Origin of the sequence: Aeromicrobium stalagmiti (assembly GCF_013283745.1) — a bacterium.
In the GTDB taxonomy this organism is placed as follows: domain Bacteria; phylum Actinomycetota; class Actinomycetes; order Propionibacteriales; family Nocardioidaceae; genus Aeromicrobium; species Aeromicrobium stalagmiti.
The window spans coordinates 749,458-772,640 of record NZ_JABSTZ010000001.1 but is presented as its reverse complement, the minus strand read 5'-3'; the positions used below and the strand labels follow the sequence as shown (position 1 = coordinate 772,640).

Here is a 23,183-nt window from a genome sequence, read left to right as displayed (position 1 = left end):
GTGCGGCGGGTGTGGAGCTCCAGGATGCTGTTGGTGGGTGCCGGTTGTGGTGGTCGGGTGGTCCAGCGCAGGAGGCCGTGGCCTTTGTAGGTGTGGTGGCGTCGGCAGAGGGGGCCGAGGTTGTCGGCGGTGGTGGGTCCGGTTGGCCAGGGTTGTCGGTGGTCGATGTCGCAGTGCTGGGCGGGGACCATGCATCCGGGTGACTGGCAGGTGCCGTGGAGGAACTGCAGGGCGGTCTTGAGGGTGTCGGGGCAGAACCGGCCGAGGTATTCGTGGGACAGGACGTCGCCGGTGACGGGTTGACGGACGATCCGGTTTCAGAACGTGCCTCCGCGGGCGGCGACGTCGGCGATCCAGGTCGCGGGGACGGCCCAGGACCTGTCAGCGGCTTCGGCGAGTCCCGGATGGGCGCCGGCGAGGACATCGGCGTCGATCATGACGGCGATGTTGGCGTCGATCGCTGACGTCGCGGCGTTGGCTCCCAGGCACCAGGCGACCAGCACGTCGGCCTCGCGCTGGGGCAGGGTGCGGGTGTCACCGGGCTCGTTGGAGTTGGCGGGTTTGCGGGTCTCGGAGCGCAGGCGGGCGGCGATGGCTGCGGCTTCGTGGGACGGGAGGTAGGCGTAGAGGCTGGCCATGGAGTCCTCGCCGTGGCGGATCGACACGTGCCGGCCTTCGCGGGCGTCGTCGGCGCGTTCGACGGCCAGGTCGGCCTCGACCCGGCGCGCGAACCTCGCCAACCACTGGCGGAGCTCGGCGGTGGTGTGCTCGGTCGCGAAGTCCACGACGCGGGCGTCGAGGCGGTGGATCGAGTCGGCCCGCTTCAACACGGTGATCGTGGCAGCGATCTCGCGGACCCGGGCCCAGTCGATGAGCCCGTTGGTGAACGCCGACCAGGTCGTCGGCGACTGGTCGCGGACGGTGTCGGCAGCCGACATGCGGGTCACGACCTGTCCTTCGGACAGGCCGGTGGCCTCGGCGATCGTCAACGCGATCGCGGATCGTTCGGCGTGGCGTCGCATCGGTGGCTCGACGTGCGCGGTGCGGGCCATCTCGGTGTCACGCAACGCCATCATCGTGGCCATCTCGCGGGCTTCTGCCCGGGCTCGATCCCGTGCGGCGTCGACCAGCACGTCGACGATGACGCCGGTGTCGGGTGCGGTCGAGGTGGCCATGCATCCAACCTAGATGCGACCACCGACACCCTCTTCGCCCTGCAAGACCGGCACCGAACGGGTGTGGACAACTCCTGCACGGGCTCCGGCCGAGGACCGTGCGTGTGGAGCGCGTCACCTCGCTGGCGTGGATAGGCTAACCTAAGTTAGGGTTGGCTTGTCATCCACTGAAAGGCTGTCTGTGAAGCGTCTCCTGCTCCTGCCCGTCGCCGGGCTGCTGCTCGCCGCCTGTGGCTTCTCCACCTCCACCGACAATGCATCGTCCGACGACGGGGCCTCCGAGGGTGGCCCGTGGTCGTACGCCTCGGGTGACGGCAAGACCTACACCGCCGACAGCACGCCGCAGCGCATCATCGCGCAGGGCGAGGCGGCCGCGGCCCTGATGTCTTACGGCATCAAGCCGGTCGCGATCTACTCCAACGACCCGGTCAAGACCAACAAGTCGCTGAAGGGCCTCGACCTGTCCGGCATCGAGATCCTCAGCGAGACCTTCGGCGAGATCGACGGCGAGAAGGCTGCCGAGCTGCGTCCCGACCTCATCGTGTCGTCCTACTGGCCGCTCGAGAAGGCCTACGGCGGCTTCGAGTCCGGGGTCAAGGCCGAGGCCAAGAAGGTGGCGAAGCTGGCGCCCGTCGTCGGCCCCGCCGAGGGCGACTCGGTCGTCGAGAAGCTCGAGGGCTACGAAGAGCTCGCCGTCTCGCTCGGCGCCGACGTCAGCGACCCGAAGATCGCCGCGAGCAAGAAGACCTTCGACGAGGCCGTCGACCGCTTCGAGACCACCGTCGCCGGTCAAAAGGGCCTGACGACGCTCGCGGTGTCGCCGGCCGACGACCTGCTCTACGTCGCCGTGCCGGGCGAGGCGTCCGAGCTCAGCGACTTCCAGCGCTGGGGCCTCGACATCATCGACCCCGACAGCCCGGATCCCGGCTTCCCCTACTGGGAGAACCTCAGCTGGGAGAACGCCGACAAGTACCAGCCCGACGTCATCCTCATGGACGACCGCAACGCCGAGACCTCGATGAAGATCGCCGCGGGCCAGCCGACCTGGACCAGCATCAAGGCCGCCGAGGCCGACGCGATCGTCATGTGGCCGGCCTACTGGATCCACACCTACTCCGACTACGCCGAGCAGCTCGACCTGCTGAGCGATGCGCTCGCGAAGGCCGACCCCGACCTGACATGACCCTGATCCAGCCGTCACCCGTGGCCGTCGAGACCGCCCCGCAGCACCGCTCGCGGGCGGTCCTGGCGACCGGCTTCGTGCTGCTCCTCGGCCTGCTCGCGGCCGTGTGCTTCTTCAGCATCACCCTGGGCTCGCGCGGTGTCGGCATCCCCACGATCTGGAAGGCGTTCACCGACTACGACCCGTCGTCGGCGTCGCAGACCGTCATCCGCGAGCTGAGGGTGCCCCGCACCCTGATCGGCATCTTCGCGGGGGCGGCGCTGGGGATCAGCGGCGCGATCCTGCAGGGCGTCACCCGCAACCCGCTCGCCGACCCCGGCATCATGGGCATCAACGCTGGGGCGGCCGCGTTCATCGTGTTCGGGATCATGGTGCTCGGCGCCCAGGACGTCAGCACCTACGTCTGGTTCGCCTTCGCGGGCGCCGGAGTCGCGACCGTCACGGTCTACGGCATCGCGTCGTTCGGACGCGAGGGCGCGACCCCCGTGAAGCTCGCGCTCGCGGGAGCCGCCGTCACGGCCATCCTGACCTCGATCACCTCCGCGATCGTGATGACGAACGTCGAGGCCCTCAACCAGCTCCGCTTCTGGCAGGTCGGATCGCTCGCGGGCCGCTACTTCCCCGTCTTCTGGCAGACCGTCCCGTTCCTCGCCATCGGGCTGGTCGTCGCGCTGGGCACCGGTCGGGCCCTCAACGGGCTCGCTCTCGGCGAGGACCTCGCCCTGGCCCTCGGGCAACGGGTCAGGCTCACCCGCGTCGTCATGTTCGTGACCGTCGCGGTGCTGTGCGGCGCGGCCACGGCAGCCTGTGGCCCGATCGTCTTCGTCGGACTGATCGTGCCCCACATCGCCCGGATGATCTGTGGGCCCGACTACCGCTGGATCCTGTCCTACTCGCTGCTGCTCACGCCGATCCTGCTCCTTGCCGCCGACATCGTCGGTCGCCTCGCGGTGGCGCCCGGCGAGCTGCAGGTGGGAGTCGTCCTGGGCGTCCTCGGTGCACCCGCCTTCATCCTGCTCGTCCGCTACCGCAACCTCGCGGAGCTGTGACCCGATGACCGCACTCACCGAGCCCCGCACCGCCGTCCGCTCCGGACGGCAGCTCCGCCGTCGCCGCGCCACCGTGGTGACCTCGAGCCTCGCGGGTGTCACGTTCGCCCTGTTCGTGCTGACGATGATGGTCGGCAGCTACTACGTCTCGGCGATCGACGTCGTCCAGTCGGCGTTCCGCCTCACCGACGACCCGGCGATCGACTTCGTCGTGCGTGACCTGCGACTGCCGACCGCCGCTGCCGCGCTGTCCGTCGGGATCGCGCTCGGGGTGGCGGGCACCGTGTTCCAGAAGCTGCTGGGCAACCCGCTCGCCTCACCCGACTTCGTCGGGGTGTCGTCGGGTGCGAGCCTGTTCGCCGTCTCGTCGATCGTGCTGTTCAACGCCAGCAGCACCGTGATCTCCGGGTCCGCGCTGCTCGGCGCCCTGCTGACGGCGCTGATCATCTATCTGCTGGCGTGGCGCGACGGCATCTCCGGCTACCGGTTCATCCTCATCGGCATCGGCGTCTCGCAGTTCATGCTGTCGATCGTCGGCTACATCATCGCCCGCGCCGATCTCTACGAGGCGCGCGAGGCGATGACCTGGCTCGTCGGCACGGTCGGTCAGGCGGGCTCCGGCGAGCTGCGGACGTTGCTGGTCGCCCTCGTGGTGCTCCTGCCCGTCGCGATGGTGCTCGAGCGACCGCTGCGCACGCTCGAGCTCGGCGACGACACGGCCAAGGCCCTCGGCTCCCGGGTCGAGCTCAACCGGCTCGCGCTCATCGCGCTGTCGATCGTGCTCATCGGGTTCGCGACCGCCGTCGCGGGGCCGATCATGTTCGTCGCCCTCATCGCCGGGCCGATCGCCCAGCGGCTCGCCGGTCCCGGGGGCGGGGTGCTCGCGGCCGGGCTGGTCGGCGCGATCATCGTGCTCGGTGCCGACCTCGTCTCCGGGCACCTGCTGCCGACCGCCCTGCCGACCGGCGTCATCACCGGCATCATCGGCGCTCCCTACCTCATCTGGCTCCTCGCCACCGTCAACCGGGAAGGACGCGGCGGATGACCTCACACGACCTGCGTGCCACGAACCTCACGCTCGGCTATGCCGACACCGACATCGTCTCCGACCTCGACGTCGAGATCCCTGACGGCCGGATCACCGTCATCGTCGGCGCCAACGCGTGCGGCAAGTCGACCCTGCTGCGTGGCCTGGCCCGACTGCTGCGCCCGCGGGGCGGCGAGGTCATCCTCGACGGCAAGTCCGTCCAGGACATGCGGAGCATCGAGGTCGCCAAGGTGCTGGGCCTGCTCCCGCAGTCGCCCGTCGCGCCCGACGGCATCTCGGTCGGCGACCTGGTCGGACGCGGACGCTACCCCCACCAGGGCTGGTTCCGGCGCTGGAGCGCCGAGGACGACGAGGCCGTGGCCGCGGCGCTGGAGGCCACCGGCACGACCGAGCTCGAGCACCGCAACATCGCCGAGCTGTCGGGCGGGCAGCGCCAGCGCGTGTGGGTCGCCATGGCGCTCGCGCAGGACACCGACCTGCTGCTGCTGGACGAGCCGACGACGTTCCTCGACATCAACCACCAGGTCGAGCTGCTCGACCTGCTGACCGACCTCAACCGTCAGTCGGGCAAGACCGTGGTCATCGTGCTGCACGACCTCAACCTCGCCTGCCGCTACGCCGATCACATCATCGCGATGAAGAAGGGCGCCATCCTCGCCGAGGGCGCTCCGCGCGACGTCATCGACGCCGCGGTCGTCACCGAGGTGTTCGGCCTGGCCTGTGACGTCGTGCCCGACCCGGTCAGCGACACCCCGATGATCGTCCCGCGTGGTCGCCACCACGCGCGGCCCGCGGTCCTCGAGGCGCTGGGCTGAGCCGTCTCGGGTTGCCGTTGGCCGACCGCGTGATGGGATGACGGCATGGACGACCTCGTCGAGCTGCCGATGTTCCCCCTCGGCTCGGTGCTGTTCCCAGCCATGCCCCTGCCGCTGCGGGTGTTCGAGGAGCGCTACCTGCAGATGCTCAAGGACATCTTCGTCGAGGAGCCGGCCGAGTTCGGTGTGGTCCTGATCGAGCGGGGCCACGAGGTCGGCGGCGGTGAGCACCGGTTCGCGGTCGGCACGGTCGCGCAGGTCATGGAGCTGGCCGGCGGCGACGGCTTCGTGTCGGTGATGGCCCAGGGCGGTCGACGCTTCGACGTCGTGGAGTGGTTCGACGACGATCCCTATCCGCGGGCGCGGGTCCGCCTCCGGCCGCCGCTGGTGTGGGACGAGGTGTGGCGCGACCGGCGCGACGAGGTCGAGGAGCTCGTCCGCACGACGATGGCCCGAATCAGCGAGTTCGAGGAGCAGCGCTGGTCGTCGACCATCGGGCTGGCCGACGATCCCCTCGCCGCGCTCTGGCAGCTGGCGGCGATCGCGCCGGTCGGCGACTACGACCAGATGGCGCTGCTGCGGGCCGAGAGCGTGGAGGGGCTGCTGGACGCCGTGGAGTCGGCCACGAACGATGCCGCCTTCACCTTCGACGCGCGCGGTCTCTAGGGTTCCTGCATGGTGGTCCTGAGCGGTCCGGGTGGCACTGCGGAGATCTCCGAGCACGGCGCCGAGCCCCACTCGCTGCGCGGGCCCGACGGTCACGAGCTCCTCTGGCAGGCCGGCTCGGCCTGGCGACGGCACGCACCGATCCTGTTCCCGATCGTCGGCCGGGTGCCCGACGACACGATCTCGGTGGACGGGCGCGCCTACCCCCTGACCCAGCACGGCTTCGCCCGCGACCTTGCGTGGGACGTGCTCGCGTCCGACGGCTCGTCGGCGACGTTCGGCCTGCGCGACAGCGCCGAGACGCGGGCGAGGTTTCCGTTCGCCTTCGAGCTCACCGCTCGGTACGTCATGGACGACCACGGCCTGCTCACGACCTACGAGGTCCACAACCCCGCTGACACGGACCTCCCCGTGTCGATCGGGTCGCACCCCGCTTTCGCGTGGCCCCTCGAGACGGGGGCGGCGCAGACCGACCACGTGGTGGTCTTCGACGAGCCCGAGCCGGCGCCGATCCGCCGGCTCGACCACACGCTCGTGCTGCCGCTGGTCGAGCCCACGCCCGTCGACGGGACGACGCTGCGGCTCGACCCGGCCCTCTTCGCGTCCGACGCCGTCGTCATGGACCAGGTGGTCAGCCGTGGCCTGCGCTACCTCGCCCCGTCGGGCCGCGGGCTGCGGATGACGTGGGACGACGTGTTCGACGTCTTCGTGGTGTGGTCGCGCCCCGGCGGCGCCGACCTGCTGTGCCTGGAGCCCTGCGTCGGTGGGGCCGCTCCGCTGGAGTTCGCCGGCGACATCCGCGAGAAGCCGGGCATCCGGCTGATCGAGCCCGGTGCGACCCTGACCGCGTCCTACCGGATCGACCCGATCACGCCGTCGTGATCACGGACGCGCGGCGCGTCGCTCGTACTCGGCCCGCGCCTGCGCGTTGACGTCGGTCAGGGCACGGTCGGCGCCGATCGCGTGGCCGATGGCGTCCTTCCAGCGACGGGGCAGGGCGTTGCTGACGTAGAAGATGCCCTTGCTGTGCCGCGGCACCCAGGTCTCGAAGCGCGGCTTCTGGGCCACGTCGACGACGGCCCGGGCGACGTGCTCGGGCTGTGCCGCCCGCATGCCCTTGGTCGCCGAGACCCCGGCCGCGAGCTCGGTCGCGACGACGGTGGGCAGCACGCACGAGACGTCGACCCCGTGCGGGCGCAGCTCGGACCGCATCGCCTCGGAGAAGCCGACGACGGCGTGCTTGCTCGCGCTGTAGGTCGCGCCGTTCGCCACCGCGATGCGTCCGACGGCAGAGGCGATGTTGATGACGTGGCCGCTGCCGCGGGCGATCATGGCGGGCGCGACCAGCTTGGTGCCCGTGATGACGCCGCGCAGGTTGACGTCGAGGATGCGATCGGTCGCCTCGTCGGTCTCGTCGACCAGCGGTGACAGCGGCATGATGCCGGCGTTGTTGACGAGCACGTCGATCGGCCCGAACGCCTGCACCTGCTCGATGAAGGCCGCGTACGACGCGCGGTCGGACACGTCGACGGTCAGTCCCACCGCCCCGCCGCCGACCTGTGCGGCCGACTTGGCGGCGACGTCGTCGTCGAGGTCGCCGATGACGACCCTGGCGCCGGCGGCGACGAAGTGGCTGGCGGTCGACAGGCCGATGCCGCGGCCGCCGCCGGTGATGACGACGAGCTGGTCGCGAAGGGATCGGGTCATGGGAGCTCCTGGAGGGGTCGACGGCGGGTGAGGTGGACGGGCTGGCCGTCCTTGGGGAACGGCAGCGAGGTGTAGCTCATGGGTGCGCGGTAGTCGGCGTCGACGGTCCACGTGTACTGACGCAGCAGGTGCACGAGGATCGTCTTGACCTCGGCGCCGGCGAAGAACATGCCGAGGCACTTGTGGACGCCGCCACCGAACGGCTCCCACGCATAGCGGTGCACCTTGTCGTCGCGTCGGTCGTCGGCGAACCGCTCGGGGTCGAACCGCGCCGGCTCGTCCCACAGCTCGGGCATGTGGTGCGACAGGTGCACCATGACGGCGACGAGACGGTCGGCCGGTATGCGGTGCCCGAGCACCTCGGTCTCCTTGACGGTCTTGCGGGCGAGGACCGGGACCGGCGGCACGAGCCGCAGGCTCTCCTTCATCACCAGGTCGATCGCGACGAGCTCGTCGAGCTGCGCCATCGTGGGGTGCTCGGGCAGGGCGAGGGCCTCGGCGCGGCACCGTTCCTGCCACTGCGGATGCTGGCCCAGCTGCTGCATCACGGTGGACACGGTGATCGTCGACGTGTCGTGCGCGGCCATCAGCAGGAAGATCATGTGGTTGACGACGTCCTCGTCGCTGAACCGTTCGCCGTCCTCGGTCTCGAGGTGGCAGAGCACCGAGAACAGGTCGCTGCCCGGCGTCTCGCGCTTGGCGGCGAGGTGGCGGCCGAGGAACTCCTCGAGCAGCCTGCGACCCCGGAGGGCGCGCCCCCAGCGGGTGCCCGGGATGTTGGCGCGGACGAGGGCCGTCGCCGACTGCACGCAGGCGATGAACGCCTGGTTGACGCGGTCGAGCTCGTCGGCCGACGCGAGGTCGGCGCCGCCCATGAAGACTTCGGTGGCCAGGTCGAGGGTCAGCTCCTTGAGGGCGGGGTAGGCCAGGAACGTCTCGCCGGGCTCCCACGCCGCGAGCCCCGCGGCCACGGCCGGCTGCAGGGCGGCGGTGTATCCCTCGAGCCGGTCGCGCGTGAAGGCCGACTGCATGATGCGGCGGTGCCGGTGGTGCTCCTCGAAGTCGAGCAGCATCAGCCCGCGGTCGAAGAAGGGGCCGACGAGATAGCCCCAGCCGTCGCCGCTGGCGAAGGCCTTGTCGGCGTTGCGCAATGCTGCCTCGCAGGCATCGGGCCCGAGCAGCACCGTCCACCGCTTGCCGATGAAGTCGATGTCGGAGACGGGACCCCATCCGTCGTACTGCTCGCGCATCATCGACAACGGGTCGCGGACGTAGTCGAGCGTGCGTCCGACGTAGGGCAGCCCGCGACGGCGGGGAGGACTCTGGGTGACCTGGCTCACACCGACATCTTGATTCAGACAGGACGCTCTGTCAATATGGGGACATGGCAGTGAAGGCAGGTCAGTACCGCGGCATGACGGCCGAGCAGCGGCGTGCCGACCGCCACGCCCGCCTGCTCGCAGCGACCCTCGAGGTCTGGGGCCGAGAGGGCGGACCCACGGTCACGATGACGCGCATCTGCGCCGAGGCCGGCCTCACCGAGCGCTACTTCTACGAGAGCTTCGCCGGGCTCGACGCCGCGCTCAAGGCGGTCATGGACGACATCGCGGCCCAGATCGCCGACCGTTCGGTCGCGGCGCTCGCCGCGGCGCAGGGCGGACCGACCGAGCGCGTCCGGGCCGGCATCGGGGCCTTCGTCGAGATCCTCACCGACGACCCCCGCAAGGGGCGCGTCGCGATCGTCGAGTCCGTCTCGCTCGACGCCCTGCGCCCCCATCGGGCCGAGCTGCTGCGACAGTTCGCCGAGCTGTCGGCCCGCGAGGCGCGCGAGCTCTACGGGCCGCAGGCCTGGGACGAGCGGGAGGGTCGCCTGGCCGCGACGATGTTCATCGGCGGCGTCGCCGAGCTGGTGACGGGCTGGCTCGAGGGCACGCTCGAGGCGACCCCCGACGACATCGTCGACGCCGCGACCCACCACTTCACGGCCACGGCGCACCGCTGAGCGTCACTCGACGTGCGGCACGTCCCCGTCGACCTCGGCCTGCCGGAGTCCGCGGCCCAGGCGCGACGACTTGTAGCCGTAGGCGAAGTAGACGACGAAGCCGATCGCGAGCCAGATCAGGAAGCGGATCCACGTCTCGACCGACAGGTTGACCATGAGCCAGACGCACGCGGCGACGGACAGGATGGGGATCAGGGGCACGCCCGGCACGCGGAACGGCCTGTGCAGGTCGGCCCGGGTGCGACGCAGGATGATGACGCCCACCGAGACCACCACGAACGCGAACAGGGTGCCGATGCTGACGAGCTTGGACAGCTCCGACAGCGGGACGAAGCCGGCGAGCACGGCGACGAACAGCCCGGTGATGATCGTGATCCGGTAGGGCGTGCCGAAGCGCGGGTGCACCTTGGCGAGGCCGACCGGCAGGAGGCCGTCGCGCGACATCGCGAACAGCACGCGCGCCTGCCCCATCATCAGCACGAGCACGACGGTCGTCAGGCCGGCGACCGCGCCGACGGAGATGATCTTGCTGGCCCAGTCCAGGTCGTTGGCCTTGAACGCCTCGGCGAGCGGTGCGGCCGTGTTCATGCGCTCGTCGGAGTACTTCAGCATGCCGGTGACGACGAACGCGACGGCGGCGTAGAGCACCGTGACGATCGCGAGGGAGCCGAGGATGCCGCGCGGCACGTCGCGCTGCGGGTTCTTGGTCTCCTCGGCCGACGTCGCGACGATGTCGAAGCCGATGTAGGCGAAGAACACGACGGAGGCCGCGGCGATGATGCCGTAGACGCCGAAGATCGTCGGCTCGACGCCGAAGATCGACTGCAGCAGCGTCGAGTCGAGGCCCGACGTGCCCTCGGTCGGCTTCGAGTCAGGGACGAACGGCTTGTAGTTGGAGGCCTTGATGAAGAACAGCCCGGCGACGATCACGAACGTCACGACGGCGACCTTCACGATGACCAGGACGCTGGTGATGCGGCCCGACAGCTTGGTGCCGAGCACGCCGACCGCGGTCAGGCCGAGGACGATCGCGATCGCGCCGAAGTCGGGGATGGCCTGGTCGCCGGCGAGCCACGTCGGCAGGTCGAAGAGTGACTGCAGGTACGCCGACCAGCCACGGGCCACGACCGCCGCGCCCAGGGCCAGCTCGAGGACGAGGTCCCAGCCGATGATCCACGCGATGAGCTCGCCGAGCGTCGCGTAGGAGAACGTGTAGGCGCTGCCCGCCACCGGCACCGTCGAGGCGAACTCGGCGTAGCAGAGCGCCGCGAGGCCGCAGGTGATGCCGGCGAGCACGAACGAGATCACGATGGCGGGGCCGGCGTTGCTGAACGCCTGCTCGCCCGTCAGCACGAAGATGCCGGTGCCGACCATGACGCCGACGCCGAAGACCGTCAGGTCCCAGGCCGAGAGCTCCTTCTTGAGCCGGTGCTCCGGCTCGTCGGTCTCCTCGATCGATCGCTCGACGGACTTGATGCGGAAGAGGTCCATCCGAACATCCTCTTGGTCTCGCCCGGCGGTCGCAACCTGTCAGTCGTCGGCGCGGCGCTGCTCGCGACGGGCGGCGGCCTCGTCCCAGCGCTGGCGCTCCTCGTCGGTGGTCGGGACGAGGGGTGGAACCGCGACGGGAGTCCGGTCGTCGTCGATCGCGACCATCGTGAAGTAGCAGCTGTTGGTGTGGCGGACCTCGCCCTTGCGGAAGTTCTCGGCGCTGACCCGGATGCCGACCTCCATCGACGAGCGGCCGGTGAAGTTGACCGACGCCTCGAACGTCACGAGCTCCCCGACGTGGATGGGCTCGCGGAACACGACCCGGTCGACCGACAGGGTCACGACGTACGCCTGGGCATAGCGGCCCGCGCAGGTGAACGCGACCTGGTCGAGCAGCTTGAGGATCGTGCCGCCGTGGACGTCGCCGGTGAAGTTGGCCATGTCGGGCGTCATCAGCAGGGTCATCGACAGCTGGTGGCGGGGGCGCTCCGGGGTCATGGGGACACCGTAGTGCCGGGTCAGCGCGTGCGGGCGTGCTTGGCCCACGCGAAGCAGAACAGGCCGAAGGCGGCCAGCCCGAGGGCCACGGCCGTCAGGAGGTAGGGCCCGAAGGCCTGGTCGCGCACCGTCTTGAGCGCATCGTCGAGACCGCCGGCCTTCTCCGGGTCGTAGGACACGGTGGCCCAGGCGAAGAGGGCGCCGACCACGCCGATCGCGACGCCCTTGGCGACGTAGCCCGTCCGGCCGAGGACCAGCACGGCCCGACCGGAGTCTCCGCTCGTGGCCGGCTGCTCGAGGTCGTGGGTGAAGGCGTCGGTCACGCCGCGGTGCACCTGCCGCACCGCGACGACGAGGACCGCGACGGCGAGCACCCCGACCAGCACGCGTCCGGCCGGTGCGGACAGGAGGTCGGCCGTCAGCCCCTCCTCCTTCGAGTCGTTGCCCGACGACGAGCCGGATCCCATGGCGATCCTGGCCGCCGAGACTGCCAGCGCGCCGTAGACGACCGTCCGTCCGACGGCGCCGAGCCGCTTGCGGATCTTCTTGGCGCCGTCCTCGGCGGCGTAGCCCCACACGGCTGTGGCGAGCTGCCACAGCGTCAGGGCGACCAGCCCCAGCACGGTGACCCAGAGCAGGAGGCGGCCGAACGGCTGCTCGGCCATGGTCTTGAGCGCCCCACCGCTGCTCGCGTTGCCGCCGCCGGACCACGCGACCTGCAGCGCGATCCAGGCGATCAGCAGGTGGACGACGCCGTAGGCGACGAGACCGATCCGCGCACCGTGCTTGAGCACGTCGCTGTGCTGTGCCTGACGACCCGGGTTCCCTCCCATGTCAGATCCTCTCCCCTCGTCCGTCAGTCCTCCAGGGCCTCCGCGGCCTTGGCGATGTTGCGCTGCATCGAGCCGAAGACGATGCCGTGGAACGGCCACACGGCCCACCAGTAGACGTGCCCCAGCAGCCCCTTGGGGTGGAACAGCGCACGGTGGTGGAACGTCGTCGTGCCGCCCTCGGTGGAGCCGACCTGCATCTCGAGCCATGCGAGGCCCGGCAGCCGCATCTCGGCGCGCAGGCGCAGGAACGAGTGGTCGTCGGTCTCCTCGACGCGCCAGAAGTCGACGGCGTCCCCCACGACCAGGTCGCGGGGGTTGCGTCGGCCGCGGCGCAGACCGGGACCGCCGACGAACCGGTCGAGCACGCCGCGGACCCACCAGGCCAGCGCCCAGGAGTACCAGCCGTTGCGCCCGCCGATGCCCTCGATGACGGTCCAGAGGTGCTCGGGCGAGGCGTCGACCTCGCGGGTGCGCTCGTCCTTGTAGAGCGATCCGCCCGCCCAGTCGGGGTCGGTCGGCAGCCCCTCCGCGGGGGCGCCGGCCGTCGCCGCGGACGACCAGCTGGTCGGCACGTCGAGGTTCTGGATCTTGGTGAGCGCGAGCTCGACCGAGCGGTCGAAGTCGATCAGGCCGCCCTCGGGGTCGGGCACGTACTGCCTGATGTCGGTCTCGCTCGCGACGACGGTGTTCTTGAGCGACTCGACCAGCGGCCGGGCGAGGCCGGCCGGCACCGGCGTGATCAGCCCGATCCAGTGGCTCGACAGGCCGGGCGTCAGGACCGGGACCTTGAGGATCCGGCGACGAGGCAGCCCGGCGATCTGAGCAAAGCGCTGCATCAGCTCGAGGTAGGTGAGCACCTCGGGGCCGCCGATGTCGAAGCGGCGGCTCACGTCGGCCGGCATGTCGGCCGAGCCCACGAGGTAGCGCAGGACGTCGCGAACGGCGATCGGCTGGATGCGGGTGTTGACCCACTTCGGCGTCACCATGACCGGCAGGCGCTCGGTCAGGTAGCGGAGCATCTCGAACGAGGCGGACCCCGACCCGATGATCACGCCGGCCTGGAGCACCGTGGTCGGCACCCCGGAGTCGAGCAGCACGTCGCCGACCTCGCCGCGAGAGCTCAGGTGCTCCGAGAGCTGCTCGCCTTCGGGGATCATCCCGCCGAGATAGACGATGCGGCTCACTCCGGCCCGCTTCGCCTCGTCGGCGAACCGCTGGGCCATGTCCTTCTCGGTCGCACCGAAGTCGCCGCCCGTGCCGATCGAGTGCAGCAGGTAGTAGAGCACGTCGACGCCCTCCATCGCGGCGCGCACGTCCTCGGTGCTGGAGGCGTCGCCGACGAAGATCTCGACGTCGTCCGACCAGTCGTGGGTGCGGGCCTTGCGCTCGTCGCGGACCATCACGCGGACGACGTGCCCGGCCTCGAGCAGCTGAGGGACGAGGCGGCCGCCGACGTAGCCGGTGGCGCCTGTGACGAGACTGCGGGTGGGGGGCATCCTCACAGTGTTCGGGACGCGGACGCCTCCCGCACGTCCAGGGGGCGGACTAGCCTCGAGCCATGACGACATCTCCTGCCAGCGACACCGAGCGCAGCGTCGAGCTGACCCGGACCGGGCCCTCCCGCTACCGCGCGACCAACGTGCGGGGCACGACGCTCGACATCGGCGACGGGTCCGACGCCGACTTCACGCCGGTCGAGCTGCTGCTCGTCGCGCTCGCCGGATGCACCGCCATCACCGTCGACCCGTTCGTGTCACGGCGGGCCGAGCCCGAGACGTTCGACGTGCACACCCGGGCCGACAAGGTGCGCGACGACCAGGGCAGCCACCTGGTCGACATCCGCATGGTCTTCGACGTGCTGTTCCCCGACGGAGAAGGTGGCGAGCAGGCGAGGGCGCTGCTGCCCGACGCGATCCGCAAGGCCGAGGAGCGGCTGTGCACCGTGAGTCGCACGCTCGCGCTCGGCGCCCACGCCGACGTGGAGATCACCGACGTCTGATCAGGCGTGGTGGTGGACCTTGACGTCCTCGTAGGCGAAGCAGTTGAAGAAGTGGTGCGGGGTGCCGGGTCGACCGGTGGGCTCGGCGCGGCCGGGCTCGGTCGCGGGTCCCTGGCAAGGGCGCTCGTACCAGTCGTTGCGGCGGACGAGGCGGTCATCGACCACGGTGCCGAGGTAGTGACCGGCGAGGTCGACCGCGTCGTTGTCGTCCCAGGGGAACCAGCCGATCCAGTGACCGGCGAGGTCGAACACGTACGGATCGCTCCACGTGCGGCGGAACGCGACAGGCTCACCGCCCATGTCGAACAGGTAGACGCTCATCCGAGATTTCCTTCCCTTGCCCTCGACGGTACGAGCAGGGACGGCCATCCGTGGGGATTTGGTGTCCGACAGGCAAAATTGGCCCGAACGGACTAGTTCGACGGGACCTTGGGGATCACGATCCGGCCTCGACGGTCAGTGAAGGGACAGGTCGGGGTTGTGGGGGCCCTTGGGCTCGACCCAGAAGTCGAGCGCGAGGTCGGACTCCTCGCCGCCGTTGAGATAGATCGAGAAGTCCGTGACGCCGGCGGCCTCGAGCACGTCGTCGTCGATGAGGAACTGCCCCGTGAGCTCCCGGCTCGGCTTCGTCACGATCTCGTAGGCCGCGTCGGCCATGATCGCGGGCGTGCGGGAGTGGGACACGAGCCCGGCGCCGACGACGTTGCGCACCGCGGCGGTGTCGATCGCCGTGCGAGGCCACAACGAGTTGGCCGCGATGCCGTACGGGCGCAGCTCCTCGCTCAGGCCCAGCGTCACCAGGCTCATGCCGAACTTCGCGATCGTGTAGGCGGTCGCGGTCGAGAACCACTTCGGGTCGAGCGTGATCGGCGGCGACAGCGTGAGGATGTGCGCGTTGTCGGACGCCTTGAGGTGCTCGATGCACGACTTCGCGAGCAGGAACGAGCCGCGCGAGTTGATGTCGTTCATCAGGTCGTACTTCTTCATCGACAGGTCCTCGGTCTTCGACAGGTCGATCGCTGAGGCGTTGTTGACGACGATGTCGATGCCGCCGAACGCGGCTGCGGTCTGCGCCACGGCGTCGAGGACGAAGGCGTCGTCGCGGATGTCACCGACGAGCGGGAGGGCATGACCGCCCGCCGCCTCGATCGCCGCGGCCGCGGTGTGGATCGTGCCGGGCAGGGCCGGGTGCGGCTCGGTCGTCTTGGCCAGCAGGGCCACGTTGGCGCCGTCGCGGGCGGCTCGGACGGCGATGGCCTCCCCGATCCCACGACTGCCGCCGGACATGATCAGGGTCTTGCCTGCGAGTGACATGGGTGGATTGTGCCACCATTACTGTCACGATCGCCAGACCCCGGCCGGACCGGGGTCACCGAGGAGGAGAAGATGTCTGAATCCCTGCTGGTCGAGACCGCCGACGGCGTGCTCACGATCACCTGGAACGACCCCGACCGGCTCAACGGCCTGACCGGCGACATGCTCGACGCCGCGTCCGACGCGGTCGAGGGGATCGACGCGAGCACCCGCGTGATCGTCTTCACCGGTGCCGGGCGGGCCTTCACGACCGGTGCCCGACTCGACGAGACGATCAGCGGCACCGAGCCGATGGACCGAGCGAACCGCCTGATCCGGGCCATCACCAGCAGCCCGGTGCCGGTCGTCGCCGCGGTCAACGGGCCAGCCGCCGGCTTCGGCGCCTCGGTCGCGTTCGCCGCCGACATCACCGTCGCCGGGCAGTCGGCGTACTTCCTGCTTCCCTTCACCAACATCGGCCTGATGCCCGACGGTGGGGCCACGGCCGTCGTCGCCGCGTCGATCGGCCGGGCCCGCGCGTCCGCCATGGCCCTGCTGGGCGAGCGGCTCCCGGCCGCCGACGCCGCCGACGCCGGCCTGATCCATGCCGCGGTCGCCGACGCCGAGCTCGAGGCCACGGTGCAGACGATCGTCACCCGCCTGGCGACCGGGGCCGGGGTCGCCTACCGGGCGACCAAGGAGGCGATCGCCGCGGCGACCCTCGGCAACCTCGACGCCGCGCTCGACCGCGAGCGCGACCTGCAGGTGCAGCTGTTCGACACAGCCGACTTCGCCGAGGGGACGACGGCGTTCGTGCAGAAGCGCGCACCGAAGTTCGTGGGCGCATGACGACGGACTTCGAGGCGGTCGAGCGCGTCCTCACCGAGCGCCGCAGCTGTCGCGGCTACCTCTCCGAGCCCGTCGAGCGCGAGACGATCGAGCAGGTGCTCGCCGCCGCGCAGCACACGGCGTCGTGGTGCAACACGCAGCCGTGGCAGGTGCACATCGTCTCGGGCGAGGCCCGCGACGCCCTCTCCAAGGCGGCGGTCGACCACGTCATCGCGACGTTCGGGCAGCCGGCGCCGTCGGACTTCCCGTTCCCGGCGGCCTACAACGGGGTCTACGACGAGCGACGCAAGGAGGTCGGCTGGCAGCTCTACGAGGCGGTCGGCGTGCAGCGCGGCGACCGCGAGGCATCGGCCATGCAGATGCTCCGCAACTTCGAGTTCTTCGGCGCCCCGCACGTCGCGATCATCACGACCGACGCCGACCTGGGCGTCTACGGCGCGATCGACTGCGGTCTCTACGTCAACTCGTTCATGCTCGCGGCCCAGGCCCGGGGTCTTGGCACGTGCGCCCAGGCGGCGATCGGTCAGGTCGCACCGGCGGTGCGCGAGCTCCTCGCCCTGCCGGACGACCGCCGCGTCGTCTGCGGCATCTCGTTCGGTCACCCCGACCCGGAGCACCCCTCGGCGCAGTTCATGTCGACCCGAGCCCCCATCACCGAAGCAGCGACGTTCGTCGACTGAGGCCGCCCGCGGCCGAACGTCGGCGAAGGCTAGCGAAGCGGGAGCGTCTCACGCCGAAGGCGTTGTTCTGCGAAGCCTCGTCGACTGAGGCCGCCCGCGGCCGAACGTCGGCGAAGACTAGCGGAGCGGGAGCGTCTCACGCCGAAGGCGTTGTTCTGCGAAGCCTCGTCGACGAAGGCCGATCAGCCGCGCAGGGCGCCGATGCCGAGCACGGCGGCCAGGCCGAGGGCGCTGCGCGGGTGATAGGCAGCCGTCCAGAGTCCGCCGTGCGCGGCGTTGACGGCCTCGTCCTGCCACGGCTCGTCCTGCGGCTGGGCACCTGACCGCAGGTCGTACGCGAGCAGCGCCGCCATGAGGGTGTTGCTCGTGGCAGGGTCGAAGATCTCGACGCCGAAGCGGTGTGCCCCGGCGTAGGCGGCGGCGAGCGCCTTGTTCTTGACGACCGAGCGGGTGCGGGTCGCGGGGGCCACGTTGAGCGACACCATCGTCCCGCTGTGGCGGGCCGTCGTCGCGCGCCAGCGCTGGAGCCGCTTGGCGAGGGCATAGTTGGGCCCCTGCTGCGGCACGAGGGCGTCGCAGAGTCCTGGGTCGGCGCCGGGCGGATAGTTGCGCTGCAGCAGGCGTCCGCCGCTCACGGCGCGCAGCGGGGTGCGGAGCAGACGCGAGGCGCTGCGGCGGGCGTACGCCTCGTTGGACCGGGCGACGTCGTCGGCCGGCACCGCGAACGTGTCGGTCGGCGTGGCGAGGAAGGCGAGGGCGGTGTCGGGACGCTGGCGGGTCAGGTGCTCCGCGAGGGCGTCAGCAGCCATCGAGACGCGGACGTGGGCGGCACCGTCGGCATAGCAGTAGTTGCCGAGCACGAGGCGTCCGTCGAGCCCGTCGAGCCAGTGCGCGATGGCCGGCAGCTCGGTGAGCAGGTCCGCTCCCGAGTCGTCGTCTCCGTTGGTGACGATGCGGGCGGGCAGGTGCGCCGTGCCGGCCGACTCGGTCGCGGGCGTGCGCACGCGCTCCTGCACGTCGGCCCGCGGCAGGTCGAGCGCCACGACCTCGGCCCCCCAGCGCAGCAGCGCCCGGTAGGGGCCCATCTCGGCTCCGGCGCCGAGCACGACGACGGTGTCACCCTCGAGACGCAGCCAGTCGGGGTTGTCCTGCACGGTCTGCACGGCCTCGGAGCACGAGGTCGTGATGACGCCGTCCGCGACCCAGCGGTCCAGCTGGTCGAGGAGTGCCTTGCCGCTCAGGCGCTCGCCGCGGTAGGGGATCGAGAGCTCGGTCTCGGGCTCGGCCGCGCCGCGGACGGTCCGGGTGTGGAAGGCCTGGGTGAGCGCGGTGCCGCCGATCGCCCGGTCGAGCGGGACGTCGCCGAAGCGCATCAGCTCGTGGGCGCTCCGCAGGCCGTCGGCCGCGATGGCGTGGGCGGCCGGCGCCTCGCCGATGCCGGCCTCGACGGCCCGGCGGAAGTGGGCGAGGTAGTTGCGCCGCCAGTTGGTCTCGTTCTCGACCGCGCGGGCGCCGACCGGATCGGCCTTGCGGAGCGCGTCGGCCATGACGGTGCGAGCCGCGGACGACGAGCTCTCGGAGGGGAAGGAGACGCCGGGTTGATCGCTCATCGCTCCAGCCTAGGAGCGCATTTCGGTTACTCACGAGTTCGCTCGGGAATATTTTTCGAACTCCCACCCATCCATCTCGGGGAGGGTGTCGAACATCAGGTGTGAGCACCCAGACAGCAACCCGCGCCACGGCGCCATGGTGGGCCGGAGCCCTTGCCGGCTTCTTGGCCGCCGCATCCGGCGTGGCCGTCGGCACCGGCGTCGCCGCGCTGCTGCAGGGCGTTCCCTCGCCGATCGAGTCGGTCGGCAACCGCGCGATCGACTACGCGCCGCCGTTCCTCAAGGAGTTCGCGGTCAAGCAGTTCGGCACCGCCGACAAGCCGATCCTCATCGGCGGCGTCGTCGCGACGCTCGCCCTCCTGGCCGTGGTCGCCGGCATCATCGGACGCAAGAAGCCCCGCGTCGCCATCGCCGTCGTCGGCGTCATCGGCCTCATCGCCGTGCTCTGCGCCGCGATCGACCGCACCACCACCGCGGGCCGCGCACTGACCCTGGTGCCGTCGGTCCTCACCGTGGTCGTCAGCCTCGGGGCCCTGATCCTGCTGCTCGCCACCCTGCGCGAGCGTGAGGAGGCGGCCGCCGCCCACCCGCTCGGTCTCGGTCGTCGCGGATTCCTCAAGGCCTCCCTCGGCGTGACCGCGCTGGCCGTCATCGGCGGAGCAGTCGGCCAGCTCTTCGGCGATGCCGCCGCTGCAGCGTCCCGCGCCGGCATCCGGCTCCCGGGTGCTGCCAAGGCCGCTCCCGCCGTGCCCTCCGGCGTCGAGGTCGGCGTCAAGGGCGTGAGCGAGTTCGTCACCCCCAACCGCGACTTCTACCGCGTCGACACCGCGCTGCGCATCCCCGACGTCCCGGCCGAGGGCTGGTCGCTGCGCATCCACGGGATGGTCGACCAGGAGCTCAACCTCTCCTACCGCGACCTCATGAACATGCCGCTCGAGGAGCACCGGGTCACCCTGACCTGCGTCTCCAACGAGGTCGGCGGCCCCTACGTCGGCAACGCCCTGTGGCTCGGTGTCCGCACCGCGACGCTGCTGGAGATGGCCGGTGTGCAGGCCGGTGCCGATGCCATCAAGTCGACGAGCGCCGACCGCTGGACGGCCGGCAGCCCGATCGAGACCGTGACCGACGACCGCAACGCGATGGTCGCGATCGGCATGAACGGCGAGCCCCTCCCGCTCTCCCACGGCTTCCCGGCCCGGCTCGTGATCCCCGGCCTCTACGGCTTCGTCTCCGCGACCAAGTGGCTGACCGAGATCGAGGTCACGAAGTTCTCGGACTTCAAGGGCTACTGGACGACGCGCGACTACACCGCGCTGGCCCCCATCAAGTTCTCCTCGCGCATCGACGTCCCGAAGTCCTTCCAGGCCTTCCCGCAGGACAAGGTCCGCCTCGGCGGCGTGGCCTGGGCGCAGACCGTCGGCATCGAGAAGGTCGAGGTGAGCATCGACAAGGGCGAGTGGGTCGAGGCCACGCTCGGCGCCGAGGACAACAACGAGACCTGGCGTCAGTGGAGCTACCAGTGGGACGACGCTACTCCGGGCAACCACCAGGTCACGATCCGCGCCACCAACAAGGACGGCGACACACAGACTTCCGAGCGGGCACGCATTCGCCCGAACGGGACGACCGGCTGGCACAGCGTCCAGTTCCGCGTCGAGTAACACCGCACGACACCCAACCAACAAGGAGAACCGAAATGCGTACAACCACCAAGAGCTTCGCCGTCGCGGCGGTTGCCTCGCTGTCCCTCTTCACTGCTGCTTGCGGTTCGAGCGACAGCGAAGGCGAAGCGGCGCCGGCTGACGACGCGACCTCCGCTGCCCCCGACGACTCCGCCGCCGACCCGGCCGCCGACCTCGTCGGAGCCGGCTGCGCCGACTACGCGAAGGCCGTGCCGGACGGCAAGGGCTCGGTCAGCGGCATGTCGGTCGACCCCGTCGCCACGGCTGCCAGCAACAACCCGCTGCTCAAGACGCTCGTCAAGGCCGTCTCGGGCCAGATCAACCCCGACGTCGACCTGGTCGACACCCTCAACGGTGGCGAGTTCACCGTGTTCGCGCCGGTCGACACCGCGTTCGACGCGCTCTTCAAGGAGCTCGGTGACGAGGGCGTCAAGACGGTCTCCGAGGAGAAGGGCGGCGGAACGCTGTCCGGCATCCTGACCTACCACGTCATCCCCGGCAAGATCGCTCCGGCCGACATCGACGGCACGTTCAAGACCGTCAACGGCGCTGACCTCACGGTCAAGGGCTCGGGCGACGACATCACCGTCGGTGAGGGCAACGCCAAGGTCATCTGCGGTGGCGTCAAGACCGCCAACGCCACGGTGTACCTGATCGACTCCGTCCTCATGCCCCCGGCCTGATCGACACGAGGTAGCACCACAGAAGCCCGGCCACCTGGTGGCCGGGCTTTTGTGCGCCGCGAGGCTTCTTCCTAATAGGAACACGTGGCAGGATAGCGGTCAGACGAAAGGATCGGGATGACCTCCTACGCCATCGAGACCCACGGACTGGCTCGCGCCTTCGGCAGCACCCGGGCCGTCGACGGTGTCGACCTGCAGGTGCCGGTCGGCGGTGTGTACGGCGTGCTGGGACCCAACGGAGCCGGCAAGACCACGACGATCCGGATGCTCGCCACGCTGCTGAAGCCCACCGGGGGGACCGCGGTCGTGCTCGGTCACGACGTCGTCGCCGAGGCCGCGACCGTCCGCGCCAAGGTCGCGATGACCGGACAGTTCGCCTCCCTCGACGAGGACCTCACCGGCACGGAGAACCTCGTGATGCTGGGCCGTCTCTACGGCTTCAGCTGGGCCCAGGCCCGCGAGCGGTCGGCCGAGCTGCTCGAGGCGTTCGACCTCACCGAGGCTGCGGGCCGCCAGGTCAAGAAGTACTCCGGCGGCATGCGTCGGCGCATCGACATCGCGGGCAGCATCGTGGTGCGCCCCGAACTGATGTTCCTCGACGAGCCGACCACGGGCCTCGACCCCCGCAGCCGCAACCAGGTCTGGGACATCGTTCGCGCGCTGGTCTCGGCCGGCACGACGGTGCTCCTCACGACGCAGTACCTCGACGAGGCCGACCAGCTCGCCGACCGGATCGCGGTCATCGATCGTGGCAAGGTCATCGCCGAGGGCACGAGCGGCGAGCTGAAGGCGTCGGTGGGCAGCGGCGCCCTGCACGTCCGGGTCGCCGACCCGGCGCTGCGTGACGAGGCGATCCGGCTGCTGGAGTCGGCGCTGTCCGGCGAGGCCGATCGCGGCAGCGACCCGGCGTCCATCACGATGCGGGTCGCCGACCCGGCCGGGGTGCCGGCCGCGCTGGCGAGGCTGCGCGACCACGGGATCGCCACGACCGAGTTCTCACTGGGTCAGCCGAGCCTCGACGAGGTGTTCCTGGCGCTGACCGGCGAGCACGTGCACGACGACCAGGAGGTCCCGGCATGACGATCGACACGAACGGTGGGATGGACACCAAGGTCGCTGCGGCCCTGGGATCGGGGCCGCGGCCGCAGCCGGCATCGGCCGTCTCCTCGTCGTTGACGTTCGGCTGGCGCGCGCTGCTGAAGATCAAGCACGTCCCCGAGCAGCTCTTCGACGTCACGATGTTCCCGATCATGTTCACGTTGATGTTCACCTTCATCTTCGGCGGTGCGATCGCCGGATCGCCGAAGGAGTACCTGCCCTATCTCGCGCCGGGCATCCTCGTCCAGACCGTCGTGATGATCACGATGTACACCGCGATGACGATCAACAACGACATCGAGAAGGGCGTCTTCGACCGCATCCGGTCGTTGCCGGTGTGGCGTCCGTCCCTGCTCGTGGGCTCCCTGCTGGGCGACACGCTGCGCTACACGATGGCGTCGTCCATCATCATCGTCGTCACGCTGCTCCTGGGCTACCGCCCCGCAGGCGGGGTCTCCGGGGTCGTCGCCGCGATCGCGCTGCTGCTGGTCTTCTGCTTCAGCGTCAGCTGGATCTGGACCCTCCTGGGCTTCAAGCTGCGCACCCCCAACGCGGTCATGGGCGTCAGCATGATGGTGCTGTTCCCGCTGACGTTCCTGTCCAACGTGTTCGTGGCGCCGTCGACGATGCCCGACGTGCTGGAGAGCGTCGTGAAGGTCAACCCGGTCACCGTCCTGGTCGACGCCGCCCGCAGCCTGATGGACGGCACGCCCGACGGCGGGGCGATCGTCACGGTCCTGATCATGTCCGGCGTTCTCGTGGCGGTGTTCGGGCCGCTGACGATGCGGGTGTTCGCCAACAAGACCTGACGCCGCGCCCGAT

24 protein-coding genes are annotated in these 23,183 nt (G+C 70.3%); 14 read left to right on the top strand and 10 right to left on the bottom strand.

The features are described from left to right. Positions 1-317: 317 nt before the first annotated feature. On the bottom strand, positions 318-1,175 hold the full coding sequence (locus HQK15_RS03725) for a DUF222 domain-containing protein (protein ID WP_173490062.1): 858 nt from the start codon (positions 1,173-1,175) through the stop codon (positions 318-320). Between the two features lie 181 nt (positions 1,176-1,356). On the opposite strand from HQK15_RS03725, the gene HQK15_RS03720 reads away from it, so the two are divergent. Genes HQK15_RS03720 through HQK15_RS03695 form a run of 6 tightly spaced genes read left to right on the top strand, consistent with a single transcriptional unit; the run spans position 1,357 to position 6,818 of the window. Then, a complete protein-coding gene (locus HQK15_RS03720; protein ID WP_173490061.1) occupies positions 1,357-2,358 on the top strand; it encodes an ABC transporter substrate-binding protein in 1,002 nt (333 codons plus the stop codon). Beyond that, positions 2,355-3,407 carry a FecCD family ABC transporter permease gene (locus HQK15_RS03715; RefSeq protein ID WP_173490060.1) on the top strand — a complete coding sequence of 351 codons (1,053 nt, stop codon included), beginning with the start codon at positions 2,355-2,357 and terminating at the stop codon, positions 3,405-3,407. The genes HQK15_RS03720 and HQK15_RS03715 overlap by 4 nt, the downstream gene beginning before the upstream one ends. A gap of 4 nt (positions 3,408-3,411) precedes the next feature. Continuing rightward, positions 3,412-4,452 carry a FecCD family ABC transporter permease gene (locus HQK15_RS03710; protein WP_173490059.1) on the top strand — a complete coding sequence of 347 codons (1,041 nt, stop codon included), beginning with the start codon at positions 3,412-3,414 and terminating at the stop codon, positions 4,450-4,452. Next, positions 4,449-5,270: an ABC transporter ATP-binding protein gene (locus HQK15_RS03705; RefSeq protein ID WP_173490058.1), complete on the top strand. Its 822-nt coding sequence runs from the start codon at positions 4,449-4,451 to the stop codon at positions 5,268-5,270. Before HQK15_RS03710 ends, HQK15_RS03705 begins: the two co-directional genes overlap by 4 nt. A gap of 45 nt (positions 5,271-5,315) precedes the next feature. After that, positions 5,316-5,936, top strand: coding sequence for an LON peptidase substrate-binding domain-containing protein (locus HQK15_RS03700; protein WP_217361333.1), 621 nt, complete (start codon positions 5,316-5,318; stop codon positions 5,934-5,936). A gap of 9 nt (positions 5,937-5,945) precedes the next feature. Continuing rightward, on the top strand, positions 5,946-6,818 hold the full coding sequence (locus tag HQK15_RS03695) for an aldose 1-epimerase family protein (RefSeq protein WP_173490057.1): 873 nt from the start codon (positions 5,946-5,948) through the stop codon (positions 6,816-6,818). Here the strand turns inward: HQK15_RS03695 and HQK15_RS03690 are convergent, their stop codons facing one another. Together HQK15_RS03690 and HQK15_RS03685 are read right to left on the bottom strand one after the other, a co-directional pair. Further along, a complete protein-coding gene (locus tag HQK15_RS03690) occupies positions 6,819-7,643 on the bottom strand; it encodes an SDR family oxidoreductase (protein WP_173490056.1) in 825 nt (274 codons plus the stop codon). Beyond that, on the bottom strand, positions 7,640-8,983 hold the full coding sequence (locus HQK15_RS03685; RefSeq protein ID WP_367649050.1) for a cytochrome P450: 1,344 nt from the start codon (positions 8,981-8,983) through the stop codon (positions 7,640-7,642). Before HQK15_RS03685 ends, HQK15_RS03690 begins: the two co-directional genes overlap by 4 nt. 44 nt (positions 8,984-9,027) lie before the next feature. Between HQK15_RS03685 and HQK15_RS03680 the strand changes: the two genes are divergently transcribed. Then, on the top strand, positions 9,028-9,645 hold the full coding sequence (locus tag HQK15_RS03680) for a TetR/AcrR family transcriptional regulator (RefSeq protein WP_173490055.1): 618 nt from the start codon (positions 9,028-9,030) through the stop codon (positions 9,643-9,645). Positions 9,646-9,648: 3 nt separating this feature from the next. Here HQK15_RS03680 and HQK15_RS03675 read toward each other — a convergent pair whose 3' ends face one another. The 4 genes from HQK15_RS03675 to HQK15_RS03660 are packed head-to-tail and all read right to left on the bottom strand — an operon-like array spanning position 9,649 to position 13,963. Next, the gene (locus tag HQK15_RS03675; RefSeq protein WP_173490054.1) at positions 9,649-11,136 is read right to left on the bottom strand and encodes an amino acid permease; all 1,488 of its coding nucleotides are present in this window, start codon (positions 11,134-11,136) and stop codon (positions 9,649-9,651) included. Between the two features lie 39 nt (positions 11,137-11,175). Then, positions 11,176-11,634 (bottom strand): acyl-CoA thioesterase, encoded by a 459-nt coding sequence (locus HQK15_RS03670; RefSeq protein WP_173490053.1) that lies wholly within the window; start codon positions 11,632-11,634, stop codon positions 11,176-11,178. A gap of 20 nt (positions 11,635-11,654) precedes the next feature. Beyond that, on the bottom strand, positions 11,655-12,467 hold the full coding sequence (locus HQK15_RS03665; protein WP_173490052.1) for a DUF1206 domain-containing protein: 813 nt from the start codon (positions 12,465-12,467) through the stop codon (positions 11,655-11,657). A 23-nt stretch (positions 12,468-12,490) separates the two neighbouring features. After that, positions 12,491-13,963: an SDR family oxidoreductase gene (locus HQK15_RS03660; RefSeq protein ID WP_173490051.1), complete on the bottom strand. Its 1,473-nt coding sequence runs from the start codon at positions 13,961-13,963 to the stop codon at positions 12,491-12,493. 62 nt (positions 13,964-14,025) lie between these two features. Here HQK15_RS03660 and HQK15_RS03655 point away from each other — a divergent pair, with 62 nt between their 5' ends. Continuing rightward, positions 14,026-14,466 (top strand): OsmC family protein, encoded by a 441-nt coding sequence (locus tag HQK15_RS03655; RefSeq protein ID WP_173490050.1) that lies wholly within the window; start codon positions 14,026-14,028, stop codon positions 14,464-14,466. On the opposite strand, the gene HQK15_RS03650 is transcribed toward HQK15_RS03655, so the two are convergent. Beyond that, positions 14,467-14,787 carry a hypothetical protein gene (locus tag HQK15_RS03650; RefSeq protein WP_173490049.1) on the bottom strand — a complete coding sequence of 107 codons (321 nt, stop codon included), beginning with the start codon at positions 14,785-14,787 and terminating at the stop codon, positions 14,467-14,469. Positions 14,788-14,922: 135 nt separating this feature from the next. Continuing rightward, a complete protein-coding gene (locus tag HQK15_RS03645) occupies positions 14,923-15,780 on the bottom strand; it encodes an SDR family oxidoreductase (protein WP_173490048.1) in 858 nt (285 codons plus the stop codon). Positions 15,781-15,852: 72 nt separating this feature from the next. On the opposite strand from HQK15_RS03645, the gene HQK15_RS03640 reads away from it, so the two are divergent. Both HQK15_RS03640 and HQK15_RS03635 read left to right on the top strand, forming a co-directional pair. After that, a complete protein-coding gene (locus HQK15_RS03640) occupies positions 15,853-16,608 on the top strand; it encodes an enoyl-CoA hydratase (protein ID WP_173490047.1) in 756 nt (251 codons plus the stop codon). After that, positions 16,605-17,288, top strand: coding sequence for a nitroreductase (locus tag HQK15_RS03635; protein ID WP_173490046.1), 684 nt, complete (start codon positions 16,605-16,607; stop codon positions 17,286-17,288). Before HQK15_RS03640 ends, HQK15_RS03635 begins: the two co-directional genes overlap by 4 nt. A 182-nt stretch (positions 17,289-17,470) precedes the next feature. On the opposite strand, the gene HQK15_RS03630 is transcribed toward HQK15_RS03635, so the two are convergent. After that, entirely contained in the window at positions 17,471-18,898 is a 1,428-nt protein-coding gene (locus HQK15_RS03630; protein WP_173490045.1) for a hypothetical protein, read from the bottom strand. A 101-nt stretch (positions 18,899-18,999) separates the two neighbouring features. Here HQK15_RS03630 and HQK15_RS03625 point away from each other — a divergent pair, with 101 nt between their 5' ends. The 4 genes from HQK15_RS03625 (at position 19,000) to HQK15_RS03610 (ending at position 23,170) form a co-directional block, all read left to right on the top strand. Then, the gene (locus HQK15_RS03625; RefSeq protein WP_173490044.1) at positions 19,000-20,559 is read left to right on the top strand and encodes a molybdopterin-dependent oxidoreductase; all 1,560 of its coding nucleotides are present in this window, start codon (positions 19,000-19,002) and stop codon (positions 20,557-20,559) included. A 35-nt stretch (positions 20,560-20,594) separates the two neighbouring features. Beyond that, positions 20,595-21,263 carry a fasciclin domain-containing protein gene (locus HQK15_RS03620; protein ID WP_173490043.1) on the top strand — a complete coding sequence of 223 codons (669 nt, stop codon included), beginning with the start codon at positions 20,595-20,597 and terminating at the stop codon, positions 21,261-21,263. Positions 21,264-21,380: 117 nt separating this feature from the next. Beyond that, positions 21,381-22,343, top strand: a complete 963-nt coding sequence (locus tag HQK15_RS03615) for an ATP-binding cassette domain-containing protein (protein ID WP_173490042.1) — start codon at positions 21,381-21,383, stop codon at positions 22,341-22,343. Beyond that, a complete protein-coding gene (locus HQK15_RS03610; RefSeq protein WP_173490041.1) occupies positions 22,340-23,170 on the top strand; it encodes an ABC transporter permease in 831 nt (276 codons plus the stop codon). The genes HQK15_RS03615 and HQK15_RS03610 overlap by 4 nt, the downstream gene beginning before the upstream one ends. The last annotated feature ends 13 nt before the right edge of the window (positions 23,171-23,183 follow it).